Below are 22,730 nucleotides of genomic sequence, written 5' to 3' on the forward strand. Positions count from 1 at the left end.
GCTCCCACAGGGCCTGAGTCGAGCACACATGATGTGGCTTGCAGGGCCATGTGGGAGCGGGCTTGCCCGCGAATAGGCCGGTACAGCCTGCATCATCTTCAGCGGTTTACCGAGACCTTGCTGAAATCCAAGCGCCCGAACGGGCTCACCTGGTACCCCTCGACCCCCTGGCGCAGCAAGGTCGCCGCCGTCGGATGCGCCAGCGGTACCCATAGGGCCTGCTGCTGGATCAGCGTTTGCGCCTGCTGGTACAGCCGGCTGCGCACGCTCTGGTCATTGGTGGTGCGACCGGCGCTGATCAACTGGTCCAGGCGGCTGTCGCAAAAGCGCGCGAAGTTGGTTCCCGACTGTACCGCCGCGCAGGAAAACTGCGGGCTGAGGAAGTTGTCCGGGTCGCCGTTGTCGCCAGCCCAGCCCATGAACAGCAGGTCATGCTCGCCAGCCTTGGCGCGGCGGATCAGTTCGCCCCACTCGATCACGCGGATCTCGGCCTTGATCCCGATTTTCGCCAGGTCGGCCTGGAGCATCTGTGCGCCCAGGTTGGGGTTGGGGTTGAGCAGGCTGCCGGAGGGGCGGGTCCAGATCGTGGTGGCGAAGCCGTCCGCAAGGCCGGCCTTGGCCAGCAATGCCTTGGCCTTCTTCAGGTCCTGCGGATAGCCGGGCAGGTCCTTGGCATAGCTCCAGGTATTGGGCGGGTAGGGGCCGTTGGCGGCGGTGGCGGTGTCCTCGAACACGGCCTTGAGGTAGGCCGGCTTGTCGAAGGCAAGGTTGATCGCCTGGCGCACTTCAGGTTTGTTCAGCGGCGGGTGCTGGCTGTTGATGGCGACGAAGGCGGTCATGAACGCCGGGGTGGTCGCGACCTCGAGGTTGCCATCCTTGCCGGCTTCGGCGACATCCAGTGGCTTGGGCGAGAGCGCCACCTGGCATTCGCCGCGCTTGAGCTTCTGCAGGCGCACGTTGGCGTCTGGGGTGATGGCGTAGATCAGCGGGTCGACCGTGGGCTTGCCGGCGAAGTAGTCGGGGTTGGCGCGGTAGCGCACCACGGCGTCCTTCTGGAAGCGCTGGAACATGAACGGCCCGGTACCCACCGGCTGGCTGTTGAGCTTTTCCGGGGTGCCGGCCTTGAGCAGCTTGTCGGCGTACTCGGCGGAATAGATCGAGGCGAAGCCCATGCTCAGGGTCGCCAGGAAGGTCGCGTCCGGGTGGGTGAGGGTGAAGCGCACGGTGTGCGGCTCCGGCGCCTCGATCAGCTTGATCAGGCTGCCCAGTTGCAGCGACTGGGCATGCGGGTAGCCGCCCGGGGCTGTCTTGTGCCAGGCGTGGGCGGGGTAGAGCATGCGCTGGAAGCTGAACAGCACGTCGTCGGCGTCCAGTTCGCGGCTTGGCTTGAACCAGGGCGTGGCATGGAATTTCACGCCGTTGCGCAGCTTGAAGTCATAGACCAGGCCGTCATCGGACACCGTCCAGCTTTGCGCAAGGCTAGGCACGACCTTGCCCTGGATCGCATCGAACTCCACCAGGCGGTTCATCAGCACGTCGGCCGAGGCATTGGTGGTGGTCAACGAGTTGTACTGGACGACGTCGAAACCTTCGGGGCTGGCCTCGGTGCAGACGGAGAGGGGCGCCGCCTGGGCGAGGCCTGCGGCGAACAGGGAGGTGAACAACAGTGAAAGGGCGGCGACACGCATGCTGGACTCCTTGTGGCCCATCTGACTGTGCAGTGAGGAAACGTCCTACCCTAGTGTGCGCGTCGATAAATGACCACCTTCTTTTTCGTCTTCTCTGCGACGAGCGGTCGACAGTGCGCGAAGCTTGTCGCTATGCTGGCCGGGCGCGCTCGGCCCAGCCAGGATACGTATCATCTATTGTTGTGGCCGAGTCTTTCTGGTATAAAGCAGCGCTCTTTTCTAGGGGCTCGGCCTGTCGCATCAGCGGATCCGGTCGATAAGACCCCCGGAATCACGGCGCCTGGCGCCAAAGACTGAGAGATTAAGCGGCCAACCCATGCCGGGTTGGGCATGTGGTTTTAGAGGGCTGAGGCATGTCGAGAGTCTGTCAAGTTACCGGTAAGGGTCCGGTAACCGGGAACAACATTTCCCACGCAAACAACAAAACCCGTCGTCGTTTCCTGCCGAACCTGCAGCACCACCGTTTCTGGGTTGAGTCCGAGAAGCGCTTCGTGCGTCTGCGCGTTTCCGCCAAGGGCATGCGTATCATCGACAAGCGCGGTATCGATGCCGTTCTGGCCGACATCCGCCGCAGCGGCGCCAAGGTTTAAGGGAGAACATCATGCGTGAACTGATCCGTCTGGTATCGAGTGCTGGCACTGGCCACTTCTACACCACCGACAAGAACAAGCGCACCACTCCGGACAAGATCGAGATCAAGAAATACGATCCGGTCGTCCGTAAGCACGTGATCTACAAGGAAGCCAAGATCAAGTAATTGATCGGCGACCTGAAAAAACCCGCCTCTGCAAGGAGGCGGGTTTTTTTATGCCTGGCGGTCAGCCATTGGCTGCCACTCAGGGCCGCTTTACAGCCCCATGGCCCCAAGTGGCAAAGGCGGGCTTACTTCTGTTCGAACATCACATAGATCTTGCGGCACGGCTCCAGCACTTCCCAGGTGCCCTTGAAGCCCGCCGGGATGACGAACCGATCACCGGCACGCAGGGTCTTGGCATTGCCTGCCTCGTCACGCAGCACCGAGACGCCCTGGACGATCTCGCAGTATTCGTGCTCGGTGTAGTTCACCGTCCATTGGCCCACCTCACCCTCCCAGACGCCCGCGGCGAATTGCCCGCATGGGCTGGAATAGTGGTTGTAGACGGCCTGGTCGGGTTCGCCCTTGAGGATTTTCTCCGCTGCCGGGCGGTAGCGTTCGGCCTCGGTAATGGCCTGGGCGAAGTCGATGATGCTGTCGATGCTCATGGTGAACCCCTCTTGTTGTTTAATAAAATGCACATCAGTAGGCTTTTAGGCCTTTCGTGTCAAATATATTGATAGTTTACACGGGCTGGTTTAGGGTATCGGTTGCCAGTGTGCGCTTGTCGCCCGGCCAGAATTTCTGACAGCGCCCGTGAGTCCTCAGTACGGCGTTGCACCTTAACAAGAGGAGGAGTTTCGTATGACCACCCTGACTCGTGCGGACTGGGAACAGCGTGCCCAACAATTGAAGATCGAAGGTCGCGCCTTCATCAACGGTGAATACACCAATGCCGCATCCGGTGAAACCTTCGACTGCCTGAGCCCGGTGGACGGACGCTTCCTGGCCAAGGTCGCCAGCTGCGACTTGGCCGACGCCAACCGCGCCGTGGAAAACGCCCGCGCCACCTTCGAGTCCGGCGCCTGGTCGCGCCTGGCCCCGGCCAAGCGCAAATCGGTGCTGATCCGCTTCGCTGGCCTGCTGCGCCAGCACGTCGAGGAACTGGCCCTGCTGGAAACCCTGGACATGGGCAAGCCGATCGGTGACTCCTCGACCATCGACATCCCCGGTGCAGCCAACGCCATCCACTGGACCGCCGAAGCCATCGACAAGGTCTACGACGAAGTCGCCCCGACCCCGCACGACCAGCTCGGCCTGGTGACCCGCGAGCCGGTGGGCGTGGTCGGCGCCATCGTGCCGTGGAACTTCCCGCTGCTGATGGCCTGCTGGAAACTCGGCCCGGCCCTGGCCACCGGTAACTCGGTGGTGCTCAAGCCGTCGGAGAAGTCGCCGCTGACCGCCATCCGCATCGCCCAGCTGGCCATCGAGGCCGGCATCCCGGCCGGCGTGCTGAACGTGCTGCCAGGCTATGGTCACACCGTGGGCAAGGCCCTGGCCCTGCACATGGACGTCGACACCCTGGTGTTCACCGGCTCCACCAAGATCGCCAAGCAACTGATGGTGTATGCCGGCGAATCGAACATGAAGCGCGTCTGGCTGGAAGCCGGCGGCAAGAGCCCGAACATCGTCTTCGCCGATGCGCCGGACCTCAAGGCCGCCGCCGAAGCCGCCGCCAGCGCCATCGCCTTCAACCAGGGCGAGGTCTGCACCGCCGGCTCGCGCCTGCTGGTCGAGCGTTCGATCAAGGACCAGTTCCTGCCCATGGTGGTCGAGGCCCTCAAGGCCTGGAAACCGGGCAACCCACTGGACCCGGCGACCACCGTCGGCGCGCTGGTCGACACCCAGCAGATGAACACCGTGCTGTCGTACATCGAGGCTGGCCACCAGGACGGCGCCAAGCTGCTGGCCGGCGGCAAGCGCATCCTGGAGGAAACCGGCGGCACCTATGTCGAGCCGACCATCTTCGACGGCGTGACCAACGCCATGAAGATCGCCAAGGAAGAGATCTTCGGCCCTGTGCTGTCGGTGATCACCTTCGACAGCGCCGAGGAAGCCGTGGCCATCGCCAACGACACCCCGTACGGCCTGGCTGCCGGCATCTGGACCGCCGACATCTCCAAGGCCCACCGCACTGCCCGCGCCGTGCGTGCCGGCAGCGTGTGGGTCAACCAGTACGACGGCGGCGACATGACTGCGCCGTTCGGTGGCTTCAAGCAGTCGGGCAACGGCCGTGACAAGTCGCTGCATGCACTGGAGAAATACACCGAGCTGAAGGCGACCTGGATCAAGCTGTAAGCCAGAGGGGCCGCCTTGCGGCCCAATCGCCGGCAAGCCGGCTCCCCACAAGGATCGCCTCGAACCCTGTGGGACGCTTGCGGTGATTGAGCTGCACAGCAGCCCCAATGACAGCCGGGCCGGTTCACACCGTCCCGGCTGTGTCGTTTCTGCTCTTCAAGAATGCTGCCTGGGAGGCTGTGATGCGTTGGGGAACCTACTTTGCCGTGCTGGCGTCGGTGCTCAGTGTCGGGCTGGCGATCGGCGTGAGCATGCCGCTGGTGTCCTTGCGCCTGGAGGGCTGGGGCTACGGCGGGTTCGCCATCGGTGTCATGGCGGCGATGCCGGCGCTCGGGGTGCTGCTTGGCGCCAGCCTGGCCAGCCGCCTGGCCGGCTGGGTCGGCGTGCCATCGGCCATGCGCCTGTGCCTGTGGGGCGGTGCGCTGTCCATCGGCCTGGTGGCGCTGCTGCCGAGCTACTCGCTGTGGCTGGCGCTGCGCCTGCTGATCGGCATGTCCCTGACGGTGGTGTTCATCCTCGGCGAAAGCTGGATCAACCAATTGGTGGTCGAGCAATGGCGTGGCCGGCTGGTGGCCTTGTATGGCAGCAGCTATGCCCTGAGCCAGCTGGCCGGGCCGCTGGTACTGGGGTTTCTCGGCTCGGACGACGACTTCGGTTTCTGGGCCGCCACCGGCCTGCTGCTGTTGGCGCCGCTGGTGCTGCTGGGCCGTGGTGGGGCACCGACCACCGAGGCTTGCAGCGTCACCTTCAGCGACCTGTTCGCTTTCTGCCGGCGCCTGCCGGTGATCGCCTGGGCCATTGCCCTGTTCGCGGCGTTCGAGGCGATGATCCTGACCTTGCTGCCAGTGTACTGCCTGCAGCAAGGGTTCACCGCCGAGCTGGCGCTGTTCATGGTCAGTACCGTGGTGGTGGGGGACGCCGTGCTGCAATTGCCGATCGGTGCCCTGGCCGACCGCATGTCGCGACGCACCCTGTTCAGCGGTTGCGCCCTGACGCTGCTGGTGTCCAGCCTGGCCATTCCGTTGTTGCTGCATACGCCGGCGATCTGGCCGCTGTGGGTGCTGTTCGGGGCCAGTGCCGGGGGGCTGTTCACCCTGTCGCTGGTGTTGATCGGCGAGCGTTATCGGGATGATGCGCTGGTGCGGGCCAATGCCCACGTGGCGCAGTTGTGGGGGATTGGCTGCCTGGTCGGGCCATTGCTGGCCGGTGCCGGCAGCCAGTGGATCAGCGGGCATGCGCTGCCGTTGCTGATGGCGGCAGGGGCGGCGGGGTTGGTATTGCTGACCCGGCGGCGGGATGCCTTCGAGCCGGCTTCGGTCTGATTGCGCCAGGGGCGGCTGCCCTGCAGCCCATTCGCGGGCTTGCCCGCGAATGGGGCTACACACGTCACGCTTGGGCTAGAGCATCTTCTCCAGCCCCACTGCCTTGCTGATCCAGGCATTGAAGCGCCGCCACATCCCACCCGGTTCGGAGGTCAGCATACGGCGCTGGCCATCGTCCTCGGTCACCCACACGATCTTTCCGCCCACTAGCCTGGGTTGGTAGCTCAGCGCCGGTGCCATCCCCTGCACCGCCAGTTCCCGCGTGTACTCGGCCAGCTCCGGGCTGTCCACCAGCACGCCGACCTCGGTGTTCCACAGCACCGAACGTGGATCGAAGTTGAACGAGCCGATGAAGGTCTTGCGTCGGTCGAAGACGATCGCCTTGCTGTGCAGGCTGGAGTCGGAGCTACCGTGGAAGCTCAGGCCGCGGTTGGCGCTGGGGTCGCCAGGCTGGCGGCGCAGTTCGTAAAGCTGTACGCCATGTTCGAGCAAGGCGCGGCGGTAGGGCGCGTAGCCACCGTGCACCGCCGGCACGTCGGTGGCCTCCAGCGAGTTGGTCAGCAACTTCACCGAGATGCCGGCATCGGCCTGGCTGGTCAGGTACAGCAGGCCTGACTCGCCTGGTACGAAGTAGGCCGACACCAGGATCAGCTCGTGACGGACGTTTTTCAGATCCGGTGCCAGTTGCTGGGTCATCAGCAACTGCGGGTCCGGCTCGTCCTGGGCCAGTACCTTGCTCGGCGCGTCCCACAGGGCCTGGCTGTGGGCCCAGATCAGCTCGTTGCGCCAGACGTCCAGGCGTGGCCGGGCCTGGTAGGCCATCAGCCGGTCATACAGCGCCTTGTGCTGGATCCGCGCCTCGGCCAGGGAAATCTCCAGGCGCTGGCGGCTGGTGCGCAGGTCGCTGGCGTCTGGCTGGCGCCAGAGAAAGTCGCCGATCGGGCGGCTCAGGGCACTGTTCCAGTACTGGTCGAAGCTGTGCCCGAGCTGTTCGGCCACAGGCCCGACGCCGAGCAGGTCGATGTCGGTGAAGTTCAGGTTGGGCTCGGCGTCGAAGTACTCGTCGCCCAGGTTACGACCGCCGACGATGGCCATGCTGTTGTCCACCAGGAACAGCTTGTTGTGCATGCGCCGGTGCTGGCGCGACAGGTTGAACAACCGGCCCACCGCGCGGGTGACGCCGGTACTGCGCCCCAGGTGCAGTGGGTTGAACACGCGGATATGGATGTTCGGGTGGGCGGCGAGGGTGCCCATCAGGCTGTCGAGACCGTCGCTGGTGGTGTCGTCGAGCAGGATGCGCACGCGCACGCCACGGTCTGCGGCGCGCAGCAACTCGTGAACCAGGGCGCGGGTGCTCAGGCCGTCATGGACGATGTAGTACTGCAGGTCGATGCTGGCCTGGGCGTTGCGGATCAGTTCGGCACGGGCGCGGAAGGCTTCGTTGCTGTTGGGCAGCAGGCGAAAGCCCGAGCGCCCTTCGTAGGGGGCCGCCTGGCGCAGCACCGAGCGGCCGAAGGCGGACTCGCTGGCCGGCAGGGCGTGGCTGACGTCGTGGGAAGTGCCGACACTGGCACAGCCCGCAAGGCCGAGCAGCAGCGCCAGCAAGAGAGGCAGAGCTCGCTGGAGTCTCAAGGGAGGATCGTCCTGTACAGCAAAGGCCTATCGATATGGACTGTGGAGGGCGGCGCAAAGTTACCCTGCGTGCGCATCCGCATCCAGTAGACGAAGGGCGGTTTCGCCCACCTTGCGCACGGCCGCCTCGATCTGTGGCGTCGGCCGGGCGGCGAAGTTCATGCGCAGGCAATGGCGGAACTTGCCCGACGCCGAGAAGATGCTGCCGACGGCGACCTGCACGCCTTGCTCCAGTAAAGCGCGATTCAGGCGCAGCGTATCGAAACTTTCCGGCAATTCCACCCACAGCATGAAGCCGCCCTGGGGCCGGCTGGCACGGGTGCCGGGCGGGAAGTAGCGGGTCACCCAGTCGCTCATCAGGTCGCGACCACGCTGGTACTGGCTGCGCATGCGGCGCACGTGCGGGTGGTAGTGGCCGGCGGCGATGAAGTCGGCGATGGCCAACTGTGGCTGGCTGGCGGTGCTGCCGGTGCTGATGTACTTCATGTGCAGCACCCGCTCCAGGTAGCGCCCAGGGGCGACCCAGCCGACCCGCAGGCCTGGGGCCAGGGTCTTGGAGAACGAACTGCACAGCAGCACGCGGCCGTCTTCGTCGAACGACTTGATGGTCCGTGGGCGCGGATAGGTGTAGGCCAGGTCGCCGTAGACATCGTCCTCGAGGATCGCCACGTCGTAGCGCTGGGCCAGCGTCAACAGGGCCTTCTTGCGCGCCTCGGGCATGATGTAGCCGAGCGGGTTGTTGCAGCTGGGCGTGATCTGGATGAGCTTGATCGGCCACTGCTCCAGGGCCAGTTCGAGGGCTTCGAGGCTTATGCCGGTGAGCGGGTCGGTGGGGATCTCCAGGGCCTTCATGCCCAGGCCCTTGAGGGTCTGCATGGCGCCATGGAAGCTCGGCGAGTCGACCGCGACGATGTCGCCGGGCTGGCACACCGCGCGGATGCTGGTGGACAGCGCCTCGTGGCAGCCGGTGGTCACCACCAGGTCGGCCGGGCCCAGGCGGCAGCCGGAGTCGAGCATCAAGCGGGCGATCTGTTCGCGCAGGGCCAGGTTGCCGTGGATGTTGTCGTAGTACAGGCCGGGCATGTCCTGGCGTCGGCTGAGCTGGGCGAGGCTGCGCAACAGAGGCTTGAGGCTCGGGCTGTCGATGTCGGGCATGCCGCGGCCGAGCTGGACCACGTCGGCGCGTGGGGTGCTGCGCACCAGTTCCAGCACCTGTTCCCACTGGGAGATGTCCACGGGCCGCTGGGCCGGCCGGCTGACCGCGGGCAGGGCAGGGAGGCTGCGGTCTTCGGCGACGAAATAGCCTGACTTGGGGCGCGGCGAGACCAGGCCGTTGTCCTCCAGCAGGCGGTAGGCCTGCTGCACGGTGCTCAGGCTGACGCCGTGCTCGAGGCTCAGGGCACGGACCGAGGGCAGGCGCTGGCCGGGGCGGTACAGGCCTTGTTCGATACGGGCGCCGAGCAGCTCGGCGAGGTTGACGTAGAGGGTCACGGCATACTCCTGCCCGGGGTGCGAGCTAAGACCAGTACAGATCGGGCGAAAATACAGCATTCAGCAGGCTTTCTGCCAATGCTGTATGGAAATAATAAAGCTGTATTGAATCTGTATTGCCGGGGGTACAAACCCGCATGCTTTCTCCATGGCTCGATCAGATCAGGAGAACGCAGTGATGGGCGGTTTGAGCGACGTACGTTTGCAACTGTTGGCCAAGGAGTTGGCGGACGGCCAACGCCCCAAGGTCCACGCGGCCCCGGCCGGCCTGGGCCGCTGGGGGTTGATGATGCACCGCTGGCGCACCCGCAGGGCCCTGCTGCAGCTGGATGATGGCCAGTTGCGGGATATCGGCTTGAGCTGGCAGCAGGCCCGGGAGGAAGGGCGCAAACCCTTCTGGCGGGATTAGACCAGCTCCTTGAGGCGATGCCACAGCATGCCCAAAGCCAGCAGTGGCGAGCGCAGCAACCTGCCGCCGGGGAAGGTGATATGCGGGACCTGGGCGAACAGGTCGAAGCGCCCGCTCTGCTGGCCGCTGATGGCTTCGCCGAGCAAGCGCCCGGCCAGGTGGGTGGCGTTCACGCCATGGCCGGAATAGGCCTGGGCATAGTAGACATTGGGCTGGCTGGCCAGGCGGCCGATCTGCGGCAGGCGGTTGGCGCCGATGCCGATCATGCCGCCCCACTGGTAGTCGATGCGCACATCGGCCAGGTGCGGGAACACCTTGAGCATCTTCGGACGCATGTAGGCGGCGATGTCCTGCGGGTCGCGCCCGGAGTAGTGGCAGGCGCCGCCGAACAGCAGGCGATGGTCGGCGGACAGGCGGTAGTAGTCCAGGGCCACGCGTTGGTCGCACACCGCCATGTTCTGTGGCAGCAGTTGGCGCGCGCGTTCCTCGCCCAGTGGCTCGGTGGCGATGACGTAGCTGCCGGCGGGCAGCACCTTGCCGCCCAGTTCGCGGTTGAGGTCGTTGTGGTAGGCGTTGCAGCACAGTACCAGGGTGCTGGCGCGGACCCGCCCCTTGGCGGTGTGGACCTGTACCTGCGGGCCGTAGTCGATGCGGGTCACTTCCGACATTTCGTGCAGTTTCACCCCCAGCCGGGTGGCGGCTTGCGCTTCGCCCAGGGCCAGGTTGAGCGGGTGCAGGTGCCCCGAGCCCATGTCGACCAGCCCGCCGACGTAGCGGTCGGAGCCGACCACGCTGTGGATGTCGCTCTGTGGAACCAGGCGCAGTTCATGGCGATAGCCCAGGCTGCGCAGCTCTTCGGCGTCCTCGGCGAAGCCTTCCAGCTCGCGAGGCTTGTTGGCCAGGTCGCAGTAGCCCCAGGTCAGGTCGCAGGCGATGGCGTGACGCTCGATGCGCTCGCGGACGATGTCCACGGCCTCCAGGCCCATCAGCTTCATGCTGCGCACGCCTTGCTCGCCGATGATCGGCAGGAATTGCTCCAGGCCGTGGCCGACGCCACGGATCAGTTGCCCGCCGTTGCGCCCGCTGGCGCCCCAGCCGATCTTGCGGGCTTCCAGGAGGATCACCGAGAGGCCGCGTTCGGCCAGTTCGATGGCGGTGTTCAGGCCTGAGTAGCCGCCGCCGACGATGCACACGTCAGCGCTGTGTTCGCCTTGCAGGGCAGGGTAATCGGGCTGTGGCGCGCTGCTGGCGGCGTAATAGGAGGCGGCGTGCTGCGCGCTGTGGGTCATGGGGCGGGTCCTGGAGTTGGAGCGGGAGGGGCGAGGATAAGCTGGGGGTTCGCGGTGGGGCAACTAGAGCAATACCCGTCAGTTAAGCGGCCCCAAAGCCCGCCACCGCGAATGGGATATAATCCGACCCACCTCTTCGACTCGCCCGCCGACCATGTCCTGCAACCGCCACAAGATCCACTTCCTGCGCGAACTGATCCCGTCCTTCGACTGTGAGCGCGGCTGCCACGACTGCTGCGGCCCGGTCACCACCTCGGCCGAAGAGATGGCCCGGCTGCCACGCAAGTCCCGCGCCGAGCAGGAGGCCGCGCTGGAGCGCCTGGACTGCGTGCACCTGGGCCCCGAGGGATGCACGGTGTACCAGGAGCGGCCGCTGATCTGCCGCCTGTTCGGCACCACGCCACGCATGGCCTGCCCGCGGGGGCGCGGGCCTGCGCAGATGATCGAGCCCGAAGCCGAGCAGCTCGTCCACCAGTACATCGCCAGCACCCGCCAGGTGCTGGTCTGACGCTCAGTCCGGGATCGGCAGGCAGAGGCTTTCCTTCACCTCTTCCATGACGATGTAGCTCTTCGACTCCCGCACATGGGGCAGCTTGAGCAGGATGTCGCCAAGCAGCTTGCGGTACGAGGCCATTTCCGAGATGCGCGCTTTCACCAGGTAGTCGAAGTCGCCCGATACCAGGTGGCACTCCAGCACATGAGGCAGCTTGAGCACGGCACGGCGGAACTCCTCGAAGGTATCGCCGGACTTGTAGTCCAGGCTGATCTCGACGAATACCAGCAGGCTGCCCTTGAGGTGCTGCGGATTGAGCCGGGCGTTGTAGCCCATGATGATCCCCTCGCGCTCCAGCCGGCGCACACGCTCGGTGCATGGCGTGGTGGAAAGGCCGACCTTCTCGCCCAGTTCGGTGAACGAGATGCGCCCGTCGTTTTGCAGGATACGCAGGATGTTGCGGTCGATCTTGTCCAGTTCACGCTTGCTCTGGTGCTGGGTTCTCATAGGGGATGCCCCTCCACAAAAGGCGACTATGCCGAGAATTCTCGCCAAATATAGGCTTTTATATAGTGAAATGCACTGGCCTGTCCTTCTTATACTGCGCCCATCCAAGCCATTTCAACAAAAGACTGCGGCAAGCCGCGTGCGAGGGATAAACAATGCGAGTTCTGGTACTTGGTAGCGGTGTGATCGGAACCGCCAGTGCCTATTATCTGGCCCGGCAAGGTTTCGAAGTCGTGGTGGTCGATCGCCAGCCGGCGGTGGCCATGGAGACCAGCTTCGCCAACGCTGGCCAGATCTCGCCGGGCTATGCCTCGCCCTGGGCCGCGCCGGGCGTGCCGCTGAAGGCCATCAAGTGGCTGCTCGAGCGCCATGCCCCGCTGGCCATCAAGCTCACCGGCAACGTCGACCAGTACCTGTGGATGGCGCAGATGCTGCGCAACTGCACCGCCAACCGCTACGCGGTGAACAAGGAGCGGATGGTGCGCCTGTCCGAGTACAGCCGCGACTGCCTCGACGAACTGCGCGCCGAGACCGGTATCGCCTACGAAAGCCGCACCCTGGGCACCACCCAGCTGTTCCGCACCCAGGCCCAGGTGGATGCGGCGGCCAAGGACATCGCCGTGCTCGAGCAATCCGGCGTGCCATACGAGTTGCTCGATCGTGACGGTATCGCCCGCGTCGAGCCGGCCCTGGCTGGGGTGAAGGACATCCTCGCCGGCGCCCTGCGCCTGCCCAACGACCAGACCGGCGACTGCCAGCTGTTCACCACCAAGCTCGCCGAGATGGCCATCAAGCTGGGCGTCGAGTTCCGCTTCGGCCAGGACATCCAGCGCCTGGACTGCGCCGGCGACCGTATCAATGGCGTGTGGATCGACGGCAAGCTGGAAACCGCCGACCGCTACGTCCTGGCCCTGGGCAGCTACTCGCCGCAGATGCTCAAGCCGCTGGGCATCAAGGCTCCGGTGTACCCGCTCAAGGGCTACTCGCTGACCGTGCCGATCACCGATCCGGACATGGCGCCGACCTCGACCATCCTCGACGAGACCTACAAGGTCGCCATCACCCGTTTCGACAACCGCATCCGTGTCGGGGGCATGGCCGAGATCGCCGGCTTCGACCTTTCGCTGAACCCGCGTCGGCGCGAAACGCTGGAGATGATCGTCAACGATCTTTATCCTCGCGGCGGCGACCTGAGCCAGGCCAGCTTCTGGACCGGCCTGCGCCCGGCGACCCCGGACGGCACGCCGATCGTCGGCGCTACCTCCTTGCGCAACCTGTACCTCAATACCGGTCACGGCACCCTGGGGTGGACCATGGCCTGTGGTTCTGGCCGCCTGCTGGCCGACCTGATCGCGCGCAAGAAGCCGCAGATCAGCGCCGAGGGCCTCGACATTTCGCGTTATGGCAAAAATCAGGAGATCGCCAAGCATGCCAATCCAGCGCCAGCTCACCAATGAGCGCATGAGCCAGATCGTCGTTCACAACGGTACCGTCTACCTGGCGGGCCAGGTGGGTGACGACATGGATGCCGGGATCGAGCAGCAGACCCGCGAGACCCTGGCCAACATCGAACAGTTCCTCGAGCAGGCCGGCACCGACAAGACCCGCCTGCTCTCGGTGACCATCTACCTGAAGGACATCGACGCCCACTTCCAGGGCATGAACGCGGTGTGGGACCAGTGGCTGCCCCAGGGCGTCGCGCCGGCCCGCGCCACGGTCGAGGCCAAGCTGTGCGAGCCAGAGATCCTCGTCGAGATGTCGGTGATCGCCGCACTGCCGTAAACCGTTCCCTCACCCTGGTGCGGCGGGCACTACCCCTCACCCGTCGCGCCAGGGGCTTATCGATAACCAGAACTGCCAGAAGGCTGCCGCCATGCGTCCTGCCCGTGCCCTGATCGACCTCCAAGCCCTTCGCCACAACTACCGTCTGGCCCGTGAACTGTCCGGCGCCAAGGCCCTCGCCGTGATCAAGGCCGATGCCTATGGCCATGGCGCGGTGCGCTGCGCCCTTGCCCTGGAGGCCGAGGCCGACGGTTTCGCCGTCGCCTGCATCGAGGAGGCGCTGGAGCTGCGCGCCGCCGGGATCAAGGCGCCGGTGCTGCTGCTCGAAGGCTTCTTCGAGGCCAGCGAGCTGGCGCTGATCGCCGAGCACGACCTGTGGTGCGTGGTGCATTCGTTGTGGCAACTGGAGGCCATCGAAAAGGCCCAGGTGCACAAGCCGCTGAACATCTGGCTGAAGCTGGACACCGGGATGCATAGGGTCGGCCTGCACCCGAAGGACTACCACGACGCCTACCAGCGCCTGCTGGCCAGCGGCAAGGTGGCGCGCATCGTGCTGATGAGCCACTTCGCCCGTGCCGACGAGCTTCAGGCCGACGCCACCGCGCAGCAGGTGGCGGTGTTCGAGGCGGCGCGCCAGGGCCTGGCCGCCGAGTGCAGCCTGCGCAACTCGCCGGCGGTGCTGGGTTGGCCGCAGGTGCCGAGCGACTGGGTGCGCCCGGGCATCATGCTGTATGGCGCAACGCCCTTCGAGGTGCCCCAGGCCCAGGCCGAACGCCTGCAGCCCGTGATGACCCTGCAATCGCGCATCATCGCCGTACGTGAGCTGCCGGCCGGCGAGCCGGTCGGCTATGGCGCCAAGTTCGTCAGCCCACGCCCGACCCGCGTCGGTGTGGTCGCCATGGGTTATGCCGATGGTTACCCACGCCAGGCACCTACCGGCACCCCGGTGATGGTCGCCGGCAAGCGCACCCAACTGATTGGCCGGGTTTCGATGGACATGCTCTGCGTCGACCTGACCGACGTGCCGCAAGCGACCGTCGGCAGCCCGGTGGAGTTGTGGGGCAAGCAAGTGCTGGCCAGCGAAGTGGCGCTATTGGCGGGGATGATCCCCTACCAGATCTTCTGCAACCTCAAGCGCGTGCCGCTGGACTATATCGGCGAATGAGGCGCTGAAGCGGACAGGCTGCGGGGCGAAGTGTTGTAAATACTGAACGGCGTTGCCATCATATCGTTCACACTTCTCCCCCACCTCGACCGTTTCAGGAGGCTCCAGCTTTGGACGTCGGTGAACGACTGCAAGCCATCCGCAAGCTCAAGGGCCTGTCCCAGCGTGAACTCGCCAAGCGTGCGGGCGTGACCAACAGCACTATCTCGATGATCGAGAAGAACAGTGTGAGCCCGTCGATCAGCTCCCTGCGCAAGGTGCTCAGTGGCATTCCCATGTCCATGGTCGAGTTCTTCTCCGTCGAGCTGGCGCCGGAAAGCCCCACGCAGATCGTCTACAAGGCCCACGAGCTGATCGACATCTCCGACGGTGCGGTGACCATGAAGCTGGTGGGCAAGTCGCACCCCAACCGGGCCATCGCTTTTCTCAACGAGGTCTACCCGCCGGGTGCCGACACCGGCGAAGAGATGCTCACCCATGATGGCGAGGAAACCGGCATCCTGCTCGAAGGCCGCCTGGAGCTGGTGGTCGGCACCGAGACCTTCATTCTCGAGGCCGGCGACAGCTACTACTTCGAAAGCACCCGCCCGCACCGTTTTCGCAACCCCTTCGACGAGCCCGCCCGGCTGATCAGCGCGGCCACGCCTTCCAACTTCTGAATGGCTGCGCGGCATGTTGTCGCGGCTATACCCTTTCGAACATTAGGGTTGTTCCGCTCACCTCCGGGATCCCGCTATACTTTCCAACGCCCGCGTATCCCGTGGCCGCGGGCGTGATTAGCCACCATGAGGGTGTACGCGTGAACCAAATCAAGAAGATGCTGGCCCTACCAGCAGCCGTAGTAGCCCTTTGGGCAATCAATGCACACGCAGCGACCAATGACGATATCGCCAAGCGCCTGGAGCCGGTCGGCCAGGTGTGTATCCAGGGCCAGGAGTGCAAGGGCATGGAGGTGGCCGTTGCCGCTGGCGGCGGCGGAGCCAAGACCCCGGACGAAATCATCGCCAAGCATTGCAACGCCTGCCACGGCAGCGGCCTGCTCGGCGCGCCGAAGATCGGCGACACCGCCGCCTGGAAGGAGCGGGCGGATCACCAGGGCGGCCTCGACGGCATCCTGGCCAAGGCCATTACCGGCATCAACGCCATGCCGCCGAAGGGGACCTGCGCCGATTGTTCGGACGAGGACCTGATGAACGCCATCAAGAAAATGTCCGGTCTGTGAGTTGCACCTGATCACGCCACGGCCTGCCTTCATGGCGTGATGCTGTTCACTCAAGACGTGTAGCGACCCTTTTCGCGGGCAAGCCCGCTCCCCCGGATTCGGCGCCGACTTCGAAAGTGGCGCGGCCCTTGTGGGAGCGGGCTTGCCTGCGATGGGCTGCAAAGCAGCCCCAACGCTTTGCCCATGGGCCCATGCAGCAAAACCAGGCAGGCAAGGGTCCAACCCCCTGTATGCATGGATGTCACAGGAGGCACCGATGGCGCAACGCTGTTCCCTCGATGCGGCGGTCGACCAGGTGCTGGCTCGCCTGCCCGCCCATATCCACCTGGGCCTGCCGCTCGGCCTGGGCAAGCCCAACGCCTTCGTCAACGCGCTTTACGCCCGGGTGCGTGAGCTGCCCGAACGTCGCCTGACGATCTACACCGCCCTGAGCCTGGGCCGCCCACCCTTGGGCGACGGCCTGCAGCAGCGCTTCCTCGAACCTTTCGTCGAGCGTGTGTTCGCCGACTATGAGGAGCTCGATTACCTGGCCGACCTGCGGGGCGACAACCTGCCCGCGAACATCCGCATCGAACAGTTCTTCGTGCAGCCCGGCAGCCTGCTGAACAGCGACCTCGCCCAGCAAGACTATGTCAGCAGCAACTACAGCCACGCCGCCCGCGATATCAACGCCAAGGGCCTGAACCTGGTCGCCCAGCTGGTGGCGGCCACGCCCGAGTGCCCTGGCCGCTTGAGCCTGTCGTGCAATCCCGACATCACGCTCGACCTGCTGCCGATGATCGCTCGTCGCCGTGCCGCCGGCGAAACCATCCTGTTGCTGGGCCAGGAGCATGTCGAGCTGCCCTATATGCCGGGCGATGCCGAGCTTGCCGAGGACGCCTTCGACCTGCTGATCGACGAGCCCGAGCGGCGCCGCCTGTTTTCCACCCCGAACATGCCGGTCACGACCCAGGACCACTGCATCGGCCTGTTCGCCAGTGCCCTGGTGCGCGACGGCGGTACGCTGCAGGTCGGCATCGGCGCCATGGGCGATGCGCTGACCGCGGCCTTGCTGGCGCGCCACGGCGACAACGCAGGTTACCGGGCGCTGCTCGCCGAGTTCGAGCCGGGCCCATGGCAGGGGCTGATCGACAGGGAAGGGGGCCTGGAGACCTTCGCCGAGGGTCTGTACGGCTGCAGCGAGATGTTCGTCAACGGCCTGCTGGCGCTGGTCGAAGCGGGCGTGGTACGGCGCTGCGCCGATGAGCGGGGAACGCTGGTGCATGGCGGTTTCTTCCTCGGCCCTCGGGCCTTCTACCAGCAACTGCGGGAAATGCCGCTCGGGCAACGCGAGCGCTTCGCCATGAGCGCTATCAGCTTCATCAACGAGCTGTATGGCGAGGAAGACCTCAAGCGTCGCCAGCGCCGCGATGCGCGCTTCGTCAACACGGTGTTCGGCATGACCCTGCTCGGTGCCGGGGTGGCTGACCAACTGGAAGATGGGCGAGTGCTCAGCGGTGTGGGTGGGCAATACAACTTCGTCGCCCAGGGCCATGCCCTGGAAGGCGGACGCTCCATCCTGCTGCTGCGCAGCTGGCGCGAGGCGGGCGGCGAGGTGACCTCGAACCTGTTCTGGACCTACGGTCACTGCACTATTCCCCGGCATCTGCGCGACATCGTGGTGACCGAGTACGGCATCGCGGATTTGCGCGGGCAGACCGACAGCGAGGTGATCGCGCGGTTGCTGGCGATCAGCGATTCACGCTTCCAGGGTGAGTTGATGGTGCAGGCCAAGGAGGCCGGCAAGCTGGCCAAGGACTTCCAGCTCGATGCGCGTTTTACCGACAACACGCCGGAGCGCCTGGAGGCGATACGCGCACGCTATCGGCGGTTGTTCCCGGAGTATCCGCTGGGGACCGACTTCTCGGCTGAGGAACAGGAGCTGTTGCGGGCGCTGAACTGGCTCAAGGGCAAGTTCAGGTTGAGCGAGGTGCTGGAGCTGGGCAAGGCGACGCTGGATGCACCTGGGCCGCAGGGGTATGCGGCACAGTTGGCGCGCATGGGACTGGATGAGCCGCAGGGGCTCAAGGAGGAACTGTATCAGCGGCTGTTGCTGGCAGGGTTGGCGGCGACGCGGTGACTGCAAGGGGCTGCTGCGCAGCCCATCGCCGGCAAGCCGGCTCCCCTGTGGGACTTGCCGGCAATAGGGCCCGTACGGTCAATCGATGAACGTGACCACACCACCTTCCAGCGACTTCACCCGGGCCAGCGATTCGACGCGATAGCCCTGGCGATCCAGCTCGGCGCGACCGCCCTGGAACGACTTCTCGATGACGATGCCCAGGCCCGCGACAGTGGCGCCGGCCTGCTTGATGATCGAGATCAGCGCCTGGGAGGCCTTGCCGTTGGCCAGGAAGTCGTCGATCACCAGCACGCGGTCGCTGCTGTTGAGATGGCGTGGCGAGATGGCCACGGTGTTCTCGGTCTGCTTGGTGAAGGAATACACCGAGGCGGTCAGCAGGTTCTCGGTCAGGGTCAGCGACTGGTGCTTGCGGGCGAAGATGACAGGCACACCCAGCTTCAGGCCGGTCATCACGGCCGGGGCGATGCCCGACGCCTCGATGGTGACGATCTTGGTCACGCCGGAGTCGGCGAACAGGCGGGCGAATTCGTCACCGATCAGCTGCATCAGCGCTGGATCGATCTGATGGTTGAGAAACGCGTCGACTTTGAGAACCTGGTCGGAAAGCACGATGCCTTCTTCGCGAATCTTCTGCTGCAGTGCTTCCACTGTGGTATTCCTCGATGTAGCAAAGGTGGCCACGGCCGGGGCCGCGACAAAGGTTAAAGAGTAATGGTTGATCAGCGTTTGAGCATTGCCCGGATGTCGGCCAACGCATTGTTGCCTCGCGCCGCGCGAACCTCGGTCGGCGCATCTTCCAGCCCTTCCCAGGCCAGGTCGTCCGGTGGCAGTTCGTCGAGGAACCGGCTGGGCGTGCAGTCGATGATCTCGCCGTACTGCTTGCGCTTGGCGGCGAAGGTGAAGGCCAGGGTCTGGCGTGCGCGGGTGATGCCCACGTAGGCCAGGCGGCGTTCTTCCTCGATGGTGTCGGCCTCGATGCTGGAGCGGTGCGGGAGGATTTCCTCCTCCATGCCCATGATGAACACGTAGGGGAACTCCAGGCCCTTGGAGGCGTGCAGGGTCATCATCTGCACGCCCTCGGCGTTCTCTTCCTCTTCCTGCTGGCGCTCGAGCATGTCGCGCAGCACCAGCTTGCCGATGGCGTCCTCGATGGTCATGTCACCCTCTTCGTCCTTCTCGAGGGTGTTCTTCAGCGCGTCGATCAGGAACCAGACGTTGCTGATGCGAAACTCCGCGGCCTTGTCGCTGGCGGTGTTCTGGCGGATCCAGTTCTCGTAGTCGATGTCGCGGATCATCTCGTGCAGGGCGGCGATCGGGTCTTCCAGGGCGACCCGCTGGCGCACCCCATCGAGCCAGTGCTTGAAGCGCTGCAGGCGCTCGGTGTAGCGCGCATCCAGGTGCTCGCCCAGGCCCAGCTCGTCGCTGGCGGCGTACATCGACACGCCACGTTCGGTGGCGTAGTTGCCGAGTTTCTCCAGGGTGGTCGAGCCGATCTCTCGGCGAGGCACGTTGATCACTCGCAGGTAGGCGTTGTCGTCGTCCGGGTTGACCAGCAGGCGCAGGTAGGCCATGAGGTCCTTGACCTCCTGGCGGCCGAAGAAGCTGTTGCCGCCAGAGAGGCGGTAGGGCACCTGGTGGTGCTGCAGCTTGAGTTCGATCAGCTTGGCCTGGTAGTTGCCCCGGTAGAGGATGGCGAAGTCGCTGTAGGGGCGGTTGGTGCGCAGATGCAGGGTGAGGATCTCCATGGCCACCCGCTCGGCCTCGGCTTCCTCGTTCTTGCAGCGGATCACGCGGATCTCGTCGCCCACGCCCATCTCGCTCCACAGCTGTTTCTCGAAGGCGTGCGGGTTGTTGGCGATCAGTACGTTGGCGCAGCGCAGGATGCGGCTGGTGGAGCGGTAGTTCTGCTCCAGCATCACCACCTTCAGGGAGGGGTAGTCCTCCTTGAGCAGCATGAGGTTTTCCGGGCGGGCGCCACGCCAGGCGTAGATCGACTGGTCGTCGTCGCCGACCACGGTGAACTGGTTGCGCATGCCGATCAGCATCTTCACCAGCAGGTACTGGCTGGCGTTGGTGTCCTGGTATTCGTCCACCAGCAGGTAGCGCACACGGTTCTGCCAGCGTTCGAGCACGTCCTTGTGTTCCTCGAACAGTTTCACCGGCAGCAGGATCAGGTCGTCGAAGTCCACCGCGTTGAACGCCTTGAGCGTGCGCTGGTAGTGGGTGTAGACGATGGCGGCGGTCTGCTCGCGTGGGTTGCGTGCCTTTTCCAGGGCCTCGGCGGGGAGGATCAGGTCGTTCTTCCAGGCACCGATCATGTTCTTGATCTCGTCGATGCCGTCGTCGCCGGAGTATTCCTTTTGCATGATGTCCGACAGCAAGGCCTTGATGTCGGTCTCGTCGAAGATCGAGAAGCCCGGCTTGTAGCCCAGGCGCTCGTGCTCCCGGCGGATGATGTTCAGGCCCAGGTTGTGGAAGGTGCACACCGTCAGGCCACGGCCTTCGCCGGGGCGCAGCAGGGTGCCGACCCGCTCCTTCATCTCGCGCGCCGCCTTGTTGGTGAAGGTCATGGCCACGATGTACTGGGCACGGATGCCGCAGTTCTGGATGAGGTGGGCGATCTTGCGCGTGATCACGCTGGTCTTGCCGGAGCCTGCACCGGCGAGCACCAATAGAGGGCCGCCGACGTAGTCACAGGCTTCCTGTTGCCGGGGATTGAGTCGGGACATGCTAGAAACCGGGGGTCACCAGAAAATAGCCGCGCATTCTAGCAGGCATGGGGCGCTTGTGGCGCGACCGTCTGACAGTGTGAATCGGATTTGCCGACCGCGCCGGTTTCGCGCAGGATGCACGACAAAATACGTCGGGGCGCAGGCCACGCAGTGGCATGTATTAAAGTGAAAATCATTTTCACTTATACGGTAGGATACCTCGCGCCCGCTCGTCGATTCACCGTCCACGCCTTAAGGAGCCCGCTTGTCCACGCCTGTCGAACCCTTGCGTTTGCTGCTGTTGGCCGATGAGCCGGAATGGGCTGCCCTGCTGCGCGAGTGCCTGCAACCGTTGGCCGGCAGTGTGGTGTTGCTGACCGCGCCGGACTGGGCGGCGGTCGACAGCCTGTTCGCCCACGACCGCCAGGCCGTGGTGCTGGCGACCCCGGCCTTGCTGCCGGCGCCGGGCCGCTGCGACCTGCCCACCATCCTGCTGCTGGAGGACGAGCCCGAAGCGCCGCCGGCCGGCGTCAGCGACTGGCTGGTACGTACGCAGCTGACCGGCGATACCTTGCGCCGCTCCCTGCGCCACGTGCGCGAGCGCGGTGTGCTGGTGGCTACCCTGCAGCGGCTGGCCGAACAGGATCCGCTGACCGGTATCGCCAATCGCCAGGGTTTCCAGGCCTTGCTGAGCGCGCGCCTGGCGCAGAACGAGGGCCGTGGCGTAGCCCTCGGGCACCTCGACCTGGACAATTTCCGTCACGTCAACGACGCCCTCGGCCACCAGGGCGGTGACCGCCTGATTCTGCAGGTGGTGGCGCGGTTGAAGCAGCAGTTGGAAGCTGGCGACCAGCTGGCGCGCCTGGGCAGCGACGAGTTCGCCCTGCTGATCGATACCCGCCGCGACGGCAACCGTGCCGAGTGGGTGGCCGAGCGCATCGTCGAGGCCCTGGCCGAGCCCTACTGGATCGACGGCGAGAGCCTGTTGCTCGGCTGCAGCCTGGGGCTGGCCCATGCCCGTGCCCAGGGCGGCGCCGACCCGCTGATGTGGCATGCGCACATCGCCATGCGCCAGGCCAAGGGCAGCCAGGGTTGCACCTTCCATGTGTTCAACGAGCGGATCAACCGTAACGCCCGCAGCCTGGCCGACCTGGAGAGCGAACTGCGCCGGGCCCTGCGCCGCGACGAGCTGGAGCTGCACTACCAGCCGCGGCTGAACCTGGCCGATGGCTGCATCGTCGGCCTGGAGGCCCTGGTGCGCTGGCGCCATGTCGAGCGTGGCCTGCTGCCGCCCAGCGAATTCGTGCCCCTGGCCGAGCAGAGCGGGCTGATCGTGCCGCTGGGCTACTGGGTGATCTCCCGCGCCCTGCGCGACATGCAGGCCCTGCGCGAGCGTGGCGTGGCGCCGTTGCACATGGCGGTGAACCTGAGCTTCCGCCAGTTCCAGGACAGCCAGCTGCTGGCCACCCTGAGCCGGCTGATCATCGAGCACGGCGTCGATGCCCGTTGGCTGGAGTTCGAGCTGACCGAGACCGCGGTGATGCGCCGCAACGAACTGGTGCAGCAGACCATGGATGCCCTGGGCCGCCTGGGGGTGCGCTTTTCGCTCGATGATTTCGGCACCGGGTTTTCGTCGTTCGTTCACCTCAACAGCTTGCCGATCACCTTGCTCAAGGTCGATCGCAGCTTCGTCGGCGGCATGGAGCAGCGCGAGGAGAACCGCAAGCTGGTGCACGCCATGATCAACCTGGCGCACAACCTCAACCTGGAAGTGGTGGCCGAGGGGGTCGAGACCGAGGAACAGATGGCGTTGCTGCGTGGGTTCGGCTGCGACCAGGTGCAGGGGTACCTGGTGAGCAGGCCGTTGCCGGTAGGGGAGTTGATGGAGTACCTGGTATCAGGCGCTCGCCGGCAGATGGCCGAGGCCCTGTAATCGCGCGGTGTTCAGGGCTGCAAGGCAGCCCC

The 22,730-nt window shown here is 65.3% G+C and carries 21 protein-coding genes; 13 read left to right on the top strand and 8 right to left on the bottom strand.

Going from position 1 to position 22,730, the window contains the following annotated elements; all coding sequences use genetic code 11:
- Positions 1 to 98: 98 nt before the first annotated feature.
- Positions 99 to 1,688, bottom strand: a complete 1,590-nt coding sequence (locus ABFA30_RS05030; protein ID WP_253101284.1) for an ABC transporter substrate-binding protein — start codon at positions 1,686 to 1,688, stop codon at positions 99 to 101.
- A gap of 353 nt (positions 1,689 to 2,041) precedes the next feature.
- Here ABFA30_RS05030 and rpmB point away from each other — a divergent pair, with 353 nt between their 5' ends.
- Together rpmB and rpmG are read left to right on the top strand one after the other, a co-directional pair.
- A complete protein-coding gene (gene rpmB, locus ABFA30_RS05035; RefSeq protein ID WP_225786753.1) occupies positions 2,042 to 2,278 on the top strand; it encodes a 50S ribosomal protein L28 in 237 nt (78 codons plus the stop codon).
- An 11-nt stretch (positions 2,279 to 2,289) separates the two neighbouring features.
- Positions 2,290 to 2,445 carry a 50S ribosomal protein L33 gene (gene rpmG, locus ABFA30_RS05040; protein ID WP_012703270.1) on the top strand — a complete coding sequence of 52 codons (156 nt, stop codon included), beginning with the start codon at positions 2,290 to 2,292 and terminating at the stop codon, positions 2,443 to 2,445.
- A 125-nt stretch (positions 2,446 to 2,570) separates the two neighbouring features.
- On the opposite strand, the gene ABFA30_RS05045 is transcribed toward rpmG, so the two are convergent.
- Positions 2,571 to 2,930: a cupin domain-containing protein gene (locus ABFA30_RS05045; RefSeq protein ID WP_225786752.1), complete on the bottom strand. Its 360-nt coding sequence runs from the start codon at positions 2,928 to 2,930 to the stop codon at positions 2,571 to 2,573.
- A 196-nt stretch (positions 2,931 to 3,126) separates the two neighbouring features.
- Here ABFA30_RS05045 and ABFA30_RS05050 point away from each other — a divergent pair, with 196 nt between their 5' ends.
- Together ABFA30_RS05050 and ABFA30_RS05055 are read left to right on the top strand one after the other, a co-directional pair.
- Complete coding sequence (locus ABFA30_RS05050) at positions 3,127 to 4,620, top strand: aldehyde dehydrogenase (protein WP_368816530.1); 1,494 nt, start codon at positions 3,127 to 3,129, stop codon at positions 4,618 to 4,620.
- Between the two features lie 182 nt (positions 4,621 to 4,802).
- A complete protein-coding gene (locus ABFA30_RS05055; RefSeq protein WP_410045197.1) occupies positions 4,803 to 5,942 on the top strand; it encodes an MFS transporter in 1,140 nt (379 codons plus the stop codon).
- 75 nt (positions 5,943 to 6,017) lie between these two features.
- Here ABFA30_RS05055 and ABFA30_RS05060 read toward each other — a convergent pair whose 3' ends face one another.
- Positions 6,018 to 7,574, bottom strand: a complete 1,557-nt coding sequence (locus ABFA30_RS05060; RefSeq protein ID WP_253090662.1) for a phospholipase D family protein — start codon at positions 7,572 to 7,574, stop codon at positions 6,018 to 6,020.
- Between the two features lie 60 nt (positions 7,575 to 7,634).
- Entirely contained in the window at positions 7,635 to 9,065 is a 1,431-nt protein-coding gene (locus tag ABFA30_RS05065) for a PLP-dependent aminotransferase family protein (protein WP_253080645.1), read from the bottom strand.
- A 178-nt stretch (positions 9,066 to 9,243) separates the two neighbouring features.
- Between ABFA30_RS05065 and ABFA30_RS05070 the strand changes: the two genes are divergently transcribed.
- Positions 9,244 to 9,474, top strand: coding sequence for a DUF1127 domain-containing protein (locus ABFA30_RS05070; protein WP_253080650.1), 231 nt, complete (start codon positions 9,244 to 9,246; stop codon positions 9,472 to 9,474).
- Here ABFA30_RS05070 and ABFA30_RS05075 read toward each other — a convergent pair.
- Positions 9,471 to 10,763 (bottom strand): NAD(P)/FAD-dependent oxidoreductase, encoded by a 1,293-nt coding sequence (locus ABFA30_RS05075; RefSeq protein WP_225786746.1) that lies wholly within the window; start codon positions 10,761 to 10,763, stop codon positions 9,471 to 9,473. The genes ABFA30_RS05070 and ABFA30_RS05075 overlap by 4 nt on opposite strands.
- A 154-nt stretch (positions 10,764 to 10,917) precedes the next feature.
- Here ABFA30_RS05075 and ABFA30_RS05080 point away from each other — a divergent pair, with 154 nt between their 5' ends.
- Positions 10,918 to 11,271, top strand: a complete 354-nt coding sequence (locus tag ABFA30_RS05080; RefSeq protein WP_253090663.1) for a YkgJ family cysteine cluster protein — start codon at positions 10,918 to 10,920, stop codon at positions 11,269 to 11,271.
- Positions 11,272 to 11,274: 3 nt separating this feature from the next.
- On the opposite strand, the gene dadR is transcribed toward ABFA30_RS05080, so the two are convergent.
- A complete protein-coding gene (gene dadR / locus ABFA30_RS05085) occupies positions 11,275 to 11,763 on the bottom strand; it encodes a transcriptional regulator DadR (RefSeq protein ID WP_003258963.1) in 489 nt (162 codons plus the stop codon).
- A 155-nt stretch (positions 11,764 to 11,918) separates the two neighbouring features.
- Between dadR and dadA the strand changes: the two genes are divergently transcribed.
- The 6 genes from dadA (at position 11,919) to ABFA30_RS05115 (ending at position 18,051) form a co-directional block, all read left to right on the top strand.
- Positions 11,919 to 13,220: a D-amino acid dehydrogenase gene (dadA, locus tag ABFA30_RS05090; protein ID WP_225786744.1), complete on the top strand. Its 1,302-nt coding sequence runs from the start codon at positions 11,919 to 11,921 to the stop codon at positions 13,218 to 13,220.
- A complete protein-coding gene (locus ABFA30_RS05095) occupies positions 13,192 to 13,545 on the top strand; it encodes a RidA family protein (protein WP_225786743.1) in 354 nt (117 codons plus the stop codon). Before dadA ends, ABFA30_RS05095 begins: the two co-directional genes overlap by 29 nt.
- A gap of 91 nt (positions 13,546 to 13,636) precedes the next feature.
- On the top strand, positions 13,637 to 14,710 hold the full coding sequence (gene alr, locus ABFA30_RS05100; RefSeq protein ID WP_410045198.1) for an alanine racemase: 1,074 nt from the start codon (positions 13,637 to 13,639) through the stop codon (positions 14,708 to 14,710).
- Positions 14,711 to 14,820: 110 nt separating this feature from the next.
- The gene (locus ABFA30_RS05105; protein ID WP_225786741.1) at positions 14,821 to 15,369 is read left to right on the top strand and encodes a cupin domain-containing protein; all 549 of its coding nucleotides are present in this window, start codon (positions 14,821 to 14,823) and stop codon (positions 15,367 to 15,369) included.
- A gap of 158 nt (positions 15,370 to 15,527) precedes the next feature.
- The gene (locus ABFA30_RS05110; RefSeq protein ID WP_225786866.1) at positions 15,528 to 15,932 is read left to right on the top strand and encodes a c-type cytochrome; all 405 of its coding nucleotides are present in this window, start codon (positions 15,528 to 15,530) and stop codon (positions 15,930 to 15,932) included.
- A gap of 256 nt (positions 15,933 to 16,188) precedes the next feature.
- Positions 16,189 to 18,051, top strand: coding sequence for an acetyl-CoA hydrolase/transferase C-terminal domain-containing protein (locus tag ABFA30_RS05115; RefSeq protein WP_253080643.1), 1,863 nt, complete (start codon positions 16,189 to 16,191; stop codon positions 18,049 to 18,051).
- Between the two features lie 78 nt (positions 18,052 to 18,129).
- Here ABFA30_RS05115 and xpt read toward each other — a convergent pair whose 3' ends face one another.
- Together xpt and rep are read right to left on the bottom strand one after the other, a co-directional pair.
- Positions 18,130 to 18,702, bottom strand: a complete 573-nt coding sequence (gene xpt, locus ABFA30_RS05120) for a xanthine phosphoribosyltransferase (protein WP_225786739.1) — start codon at positions 18,700 to 18,702, stop codon at positions 18,130 to 18,132.
- A gap of 71 nt (positions 18,703 to 18,773) precedes the next feature.
- Complete coding sequence (gene rep / locus ABFA30_RS05125; RefSeq protein WP_225786738.1) at positions 18,774 to 20,783, bottom strand: DNA helicase Rep; 2,010 nt, start codon at positions 20,781 to 20,783, stop codon at positions 18,774 to 18,776.
- 247 nt (positions 20,784 to 21,030) lie between these two features.
- Here rep and ABFA30_RS05130 point away from each other — a divergent pair, with 247 nt between their 5' ends.
- A complete protein-coding gene (locus ABFA30_RS05130) occupies positions 21,031 to 22,698 on the top strand; it encodes a putative bifunctional diguanylate cyclase/phosphodiesterase (protein WP_253080642.1) in 1,668 nt (555 codons plus the stop codon).
- Positions 22,699 to 22,730: the final 32 nt, after the last annotated feature.

It is taken from the genome of Pseudomonas sp. HLMP, assembly GCF_046365545.1.
Lineage (GTDB): Bacteria > Pseudomonadota > Gammaproteobacteria > Pseudomonadales > Pseudomonadaceae > Aquipseudomonas > Aquipseudomonas guariconensis_B.

Excerpts from the sequence above, each read along its gene's own strand:
- ABFA30_RS05115 (WP_253080643.1), top strand. The coding sequence starts at position 16,189 with ATGGCGCAACGCTGTTCCCTCGATGCGGCGGTCGACCAGGTGCTGGCT.
- rep (WP_225786738.1), bottom strand. The coding sequence starts at position 20,783 with ATGTCCCGACTCAATCCCCGGCAACAGGAAGCCTGTGACTACGTCGGC.
- ABFA30_RS05050 (WP_368816530.1), top strand. The coding sequence starts at position 3,127 with ATGACCACCCTGACTCGTGCGGACTGGGAACAGCGTGCCCAACAATTG.
- ABFA30_RS05075 (WP_225786746.1), bottom strand. The coding sequence starts at position 10,763 with ATGACCCACAGCGCGCAGCACGCCGCCTCCTATTACGCCGCCAGCAGC.
- ABFA30_RS05080 (WP_253090663.1), top strand. The coding sequence starts at position 10,918 with ATGTCCTGCAACCGCCACAAGATCCACTTCCTGCGCGAACTGATCCCG.
- ABFA30_RS05110 (WP_225786866.1), top strand. The coding sequence starts at position 15,528 with ATGCTGGCCCTACCAGCAGCCGTAGTAGCCCTTTGGGCAATCAATGCA.
- ABFA30_RS05095 (WP_225786743.1), top strand. The coding sequence starts at position 13,192 with ATGCCAATCCAGCGCCAGCTCACCAATGAGCGCATGAGCCAGATCGTC.
- rpmB (WP_225786753.1), top strand. The coding sequence starts at position 2,042 with ATGTCGAGAGTCTGTCAAGTTACCGGTAAGGGTCCGGTAACCGGGAAC.
- rpmG (WP_012703270.1), top strand. The coding sequence starts at position 2,290 with ATGCGTGAACTGATCCGTCTGGTATCGAGTGCTGGCACTGGCCACTTC.
- ABFA30_RS05070 (WP_253080650.1), top strand. The coding sequence starts at position 9,244 with ATGGGCGGTTTGAGCGACGTACGTTTGCAACTGTTGGCCAAGGAGTTG.
- ABFA30_RS05045 (WP_225786752.1), bottom strand. The coding sequence starts at position 2,930 with ATGAGCATCGACAGCATCATCGACTTCGCCCAGGCCATTACCGAGGCC.
- dadA (WP_225786744.1), top strand. The coding sequence starts at position 11,919 with ATGCGAGTTCTGGTACTTGGTAGCGGTGTGATCGGAACCGCCAGTGCC.
- ABFA30_RS05055 (WP_410045197.1), top strand. The coding sequence starts at position 4,803 with ATGCGTTGGGGAACCTACTTTGCCGTGCTGGCGTCGGTGCTCAGTGTC.
- ABFA30_RS05030 (WP_253101284.1), bottom strand. The coding sequence starts at position 1,688 with ATGCGTGTCGCCGCCCTTTCACTGTTGTTCACCTCCCTGTTCGCCGCA.
- alr (WP_410045198.1), top strand. The coding sequence starts at position 13,637 with ATGCGTCCTGCCCGTGCCCTGATCGACCTCCAAGCCCTTCGCCACAAC.
- dadR (WP_003258963.1), bottom strand. The coding sequence starts at position 11,763 with ATGAGAACCCAGCACCAGAGCAAGCGTGAACTGGACAAGATCGACCGC.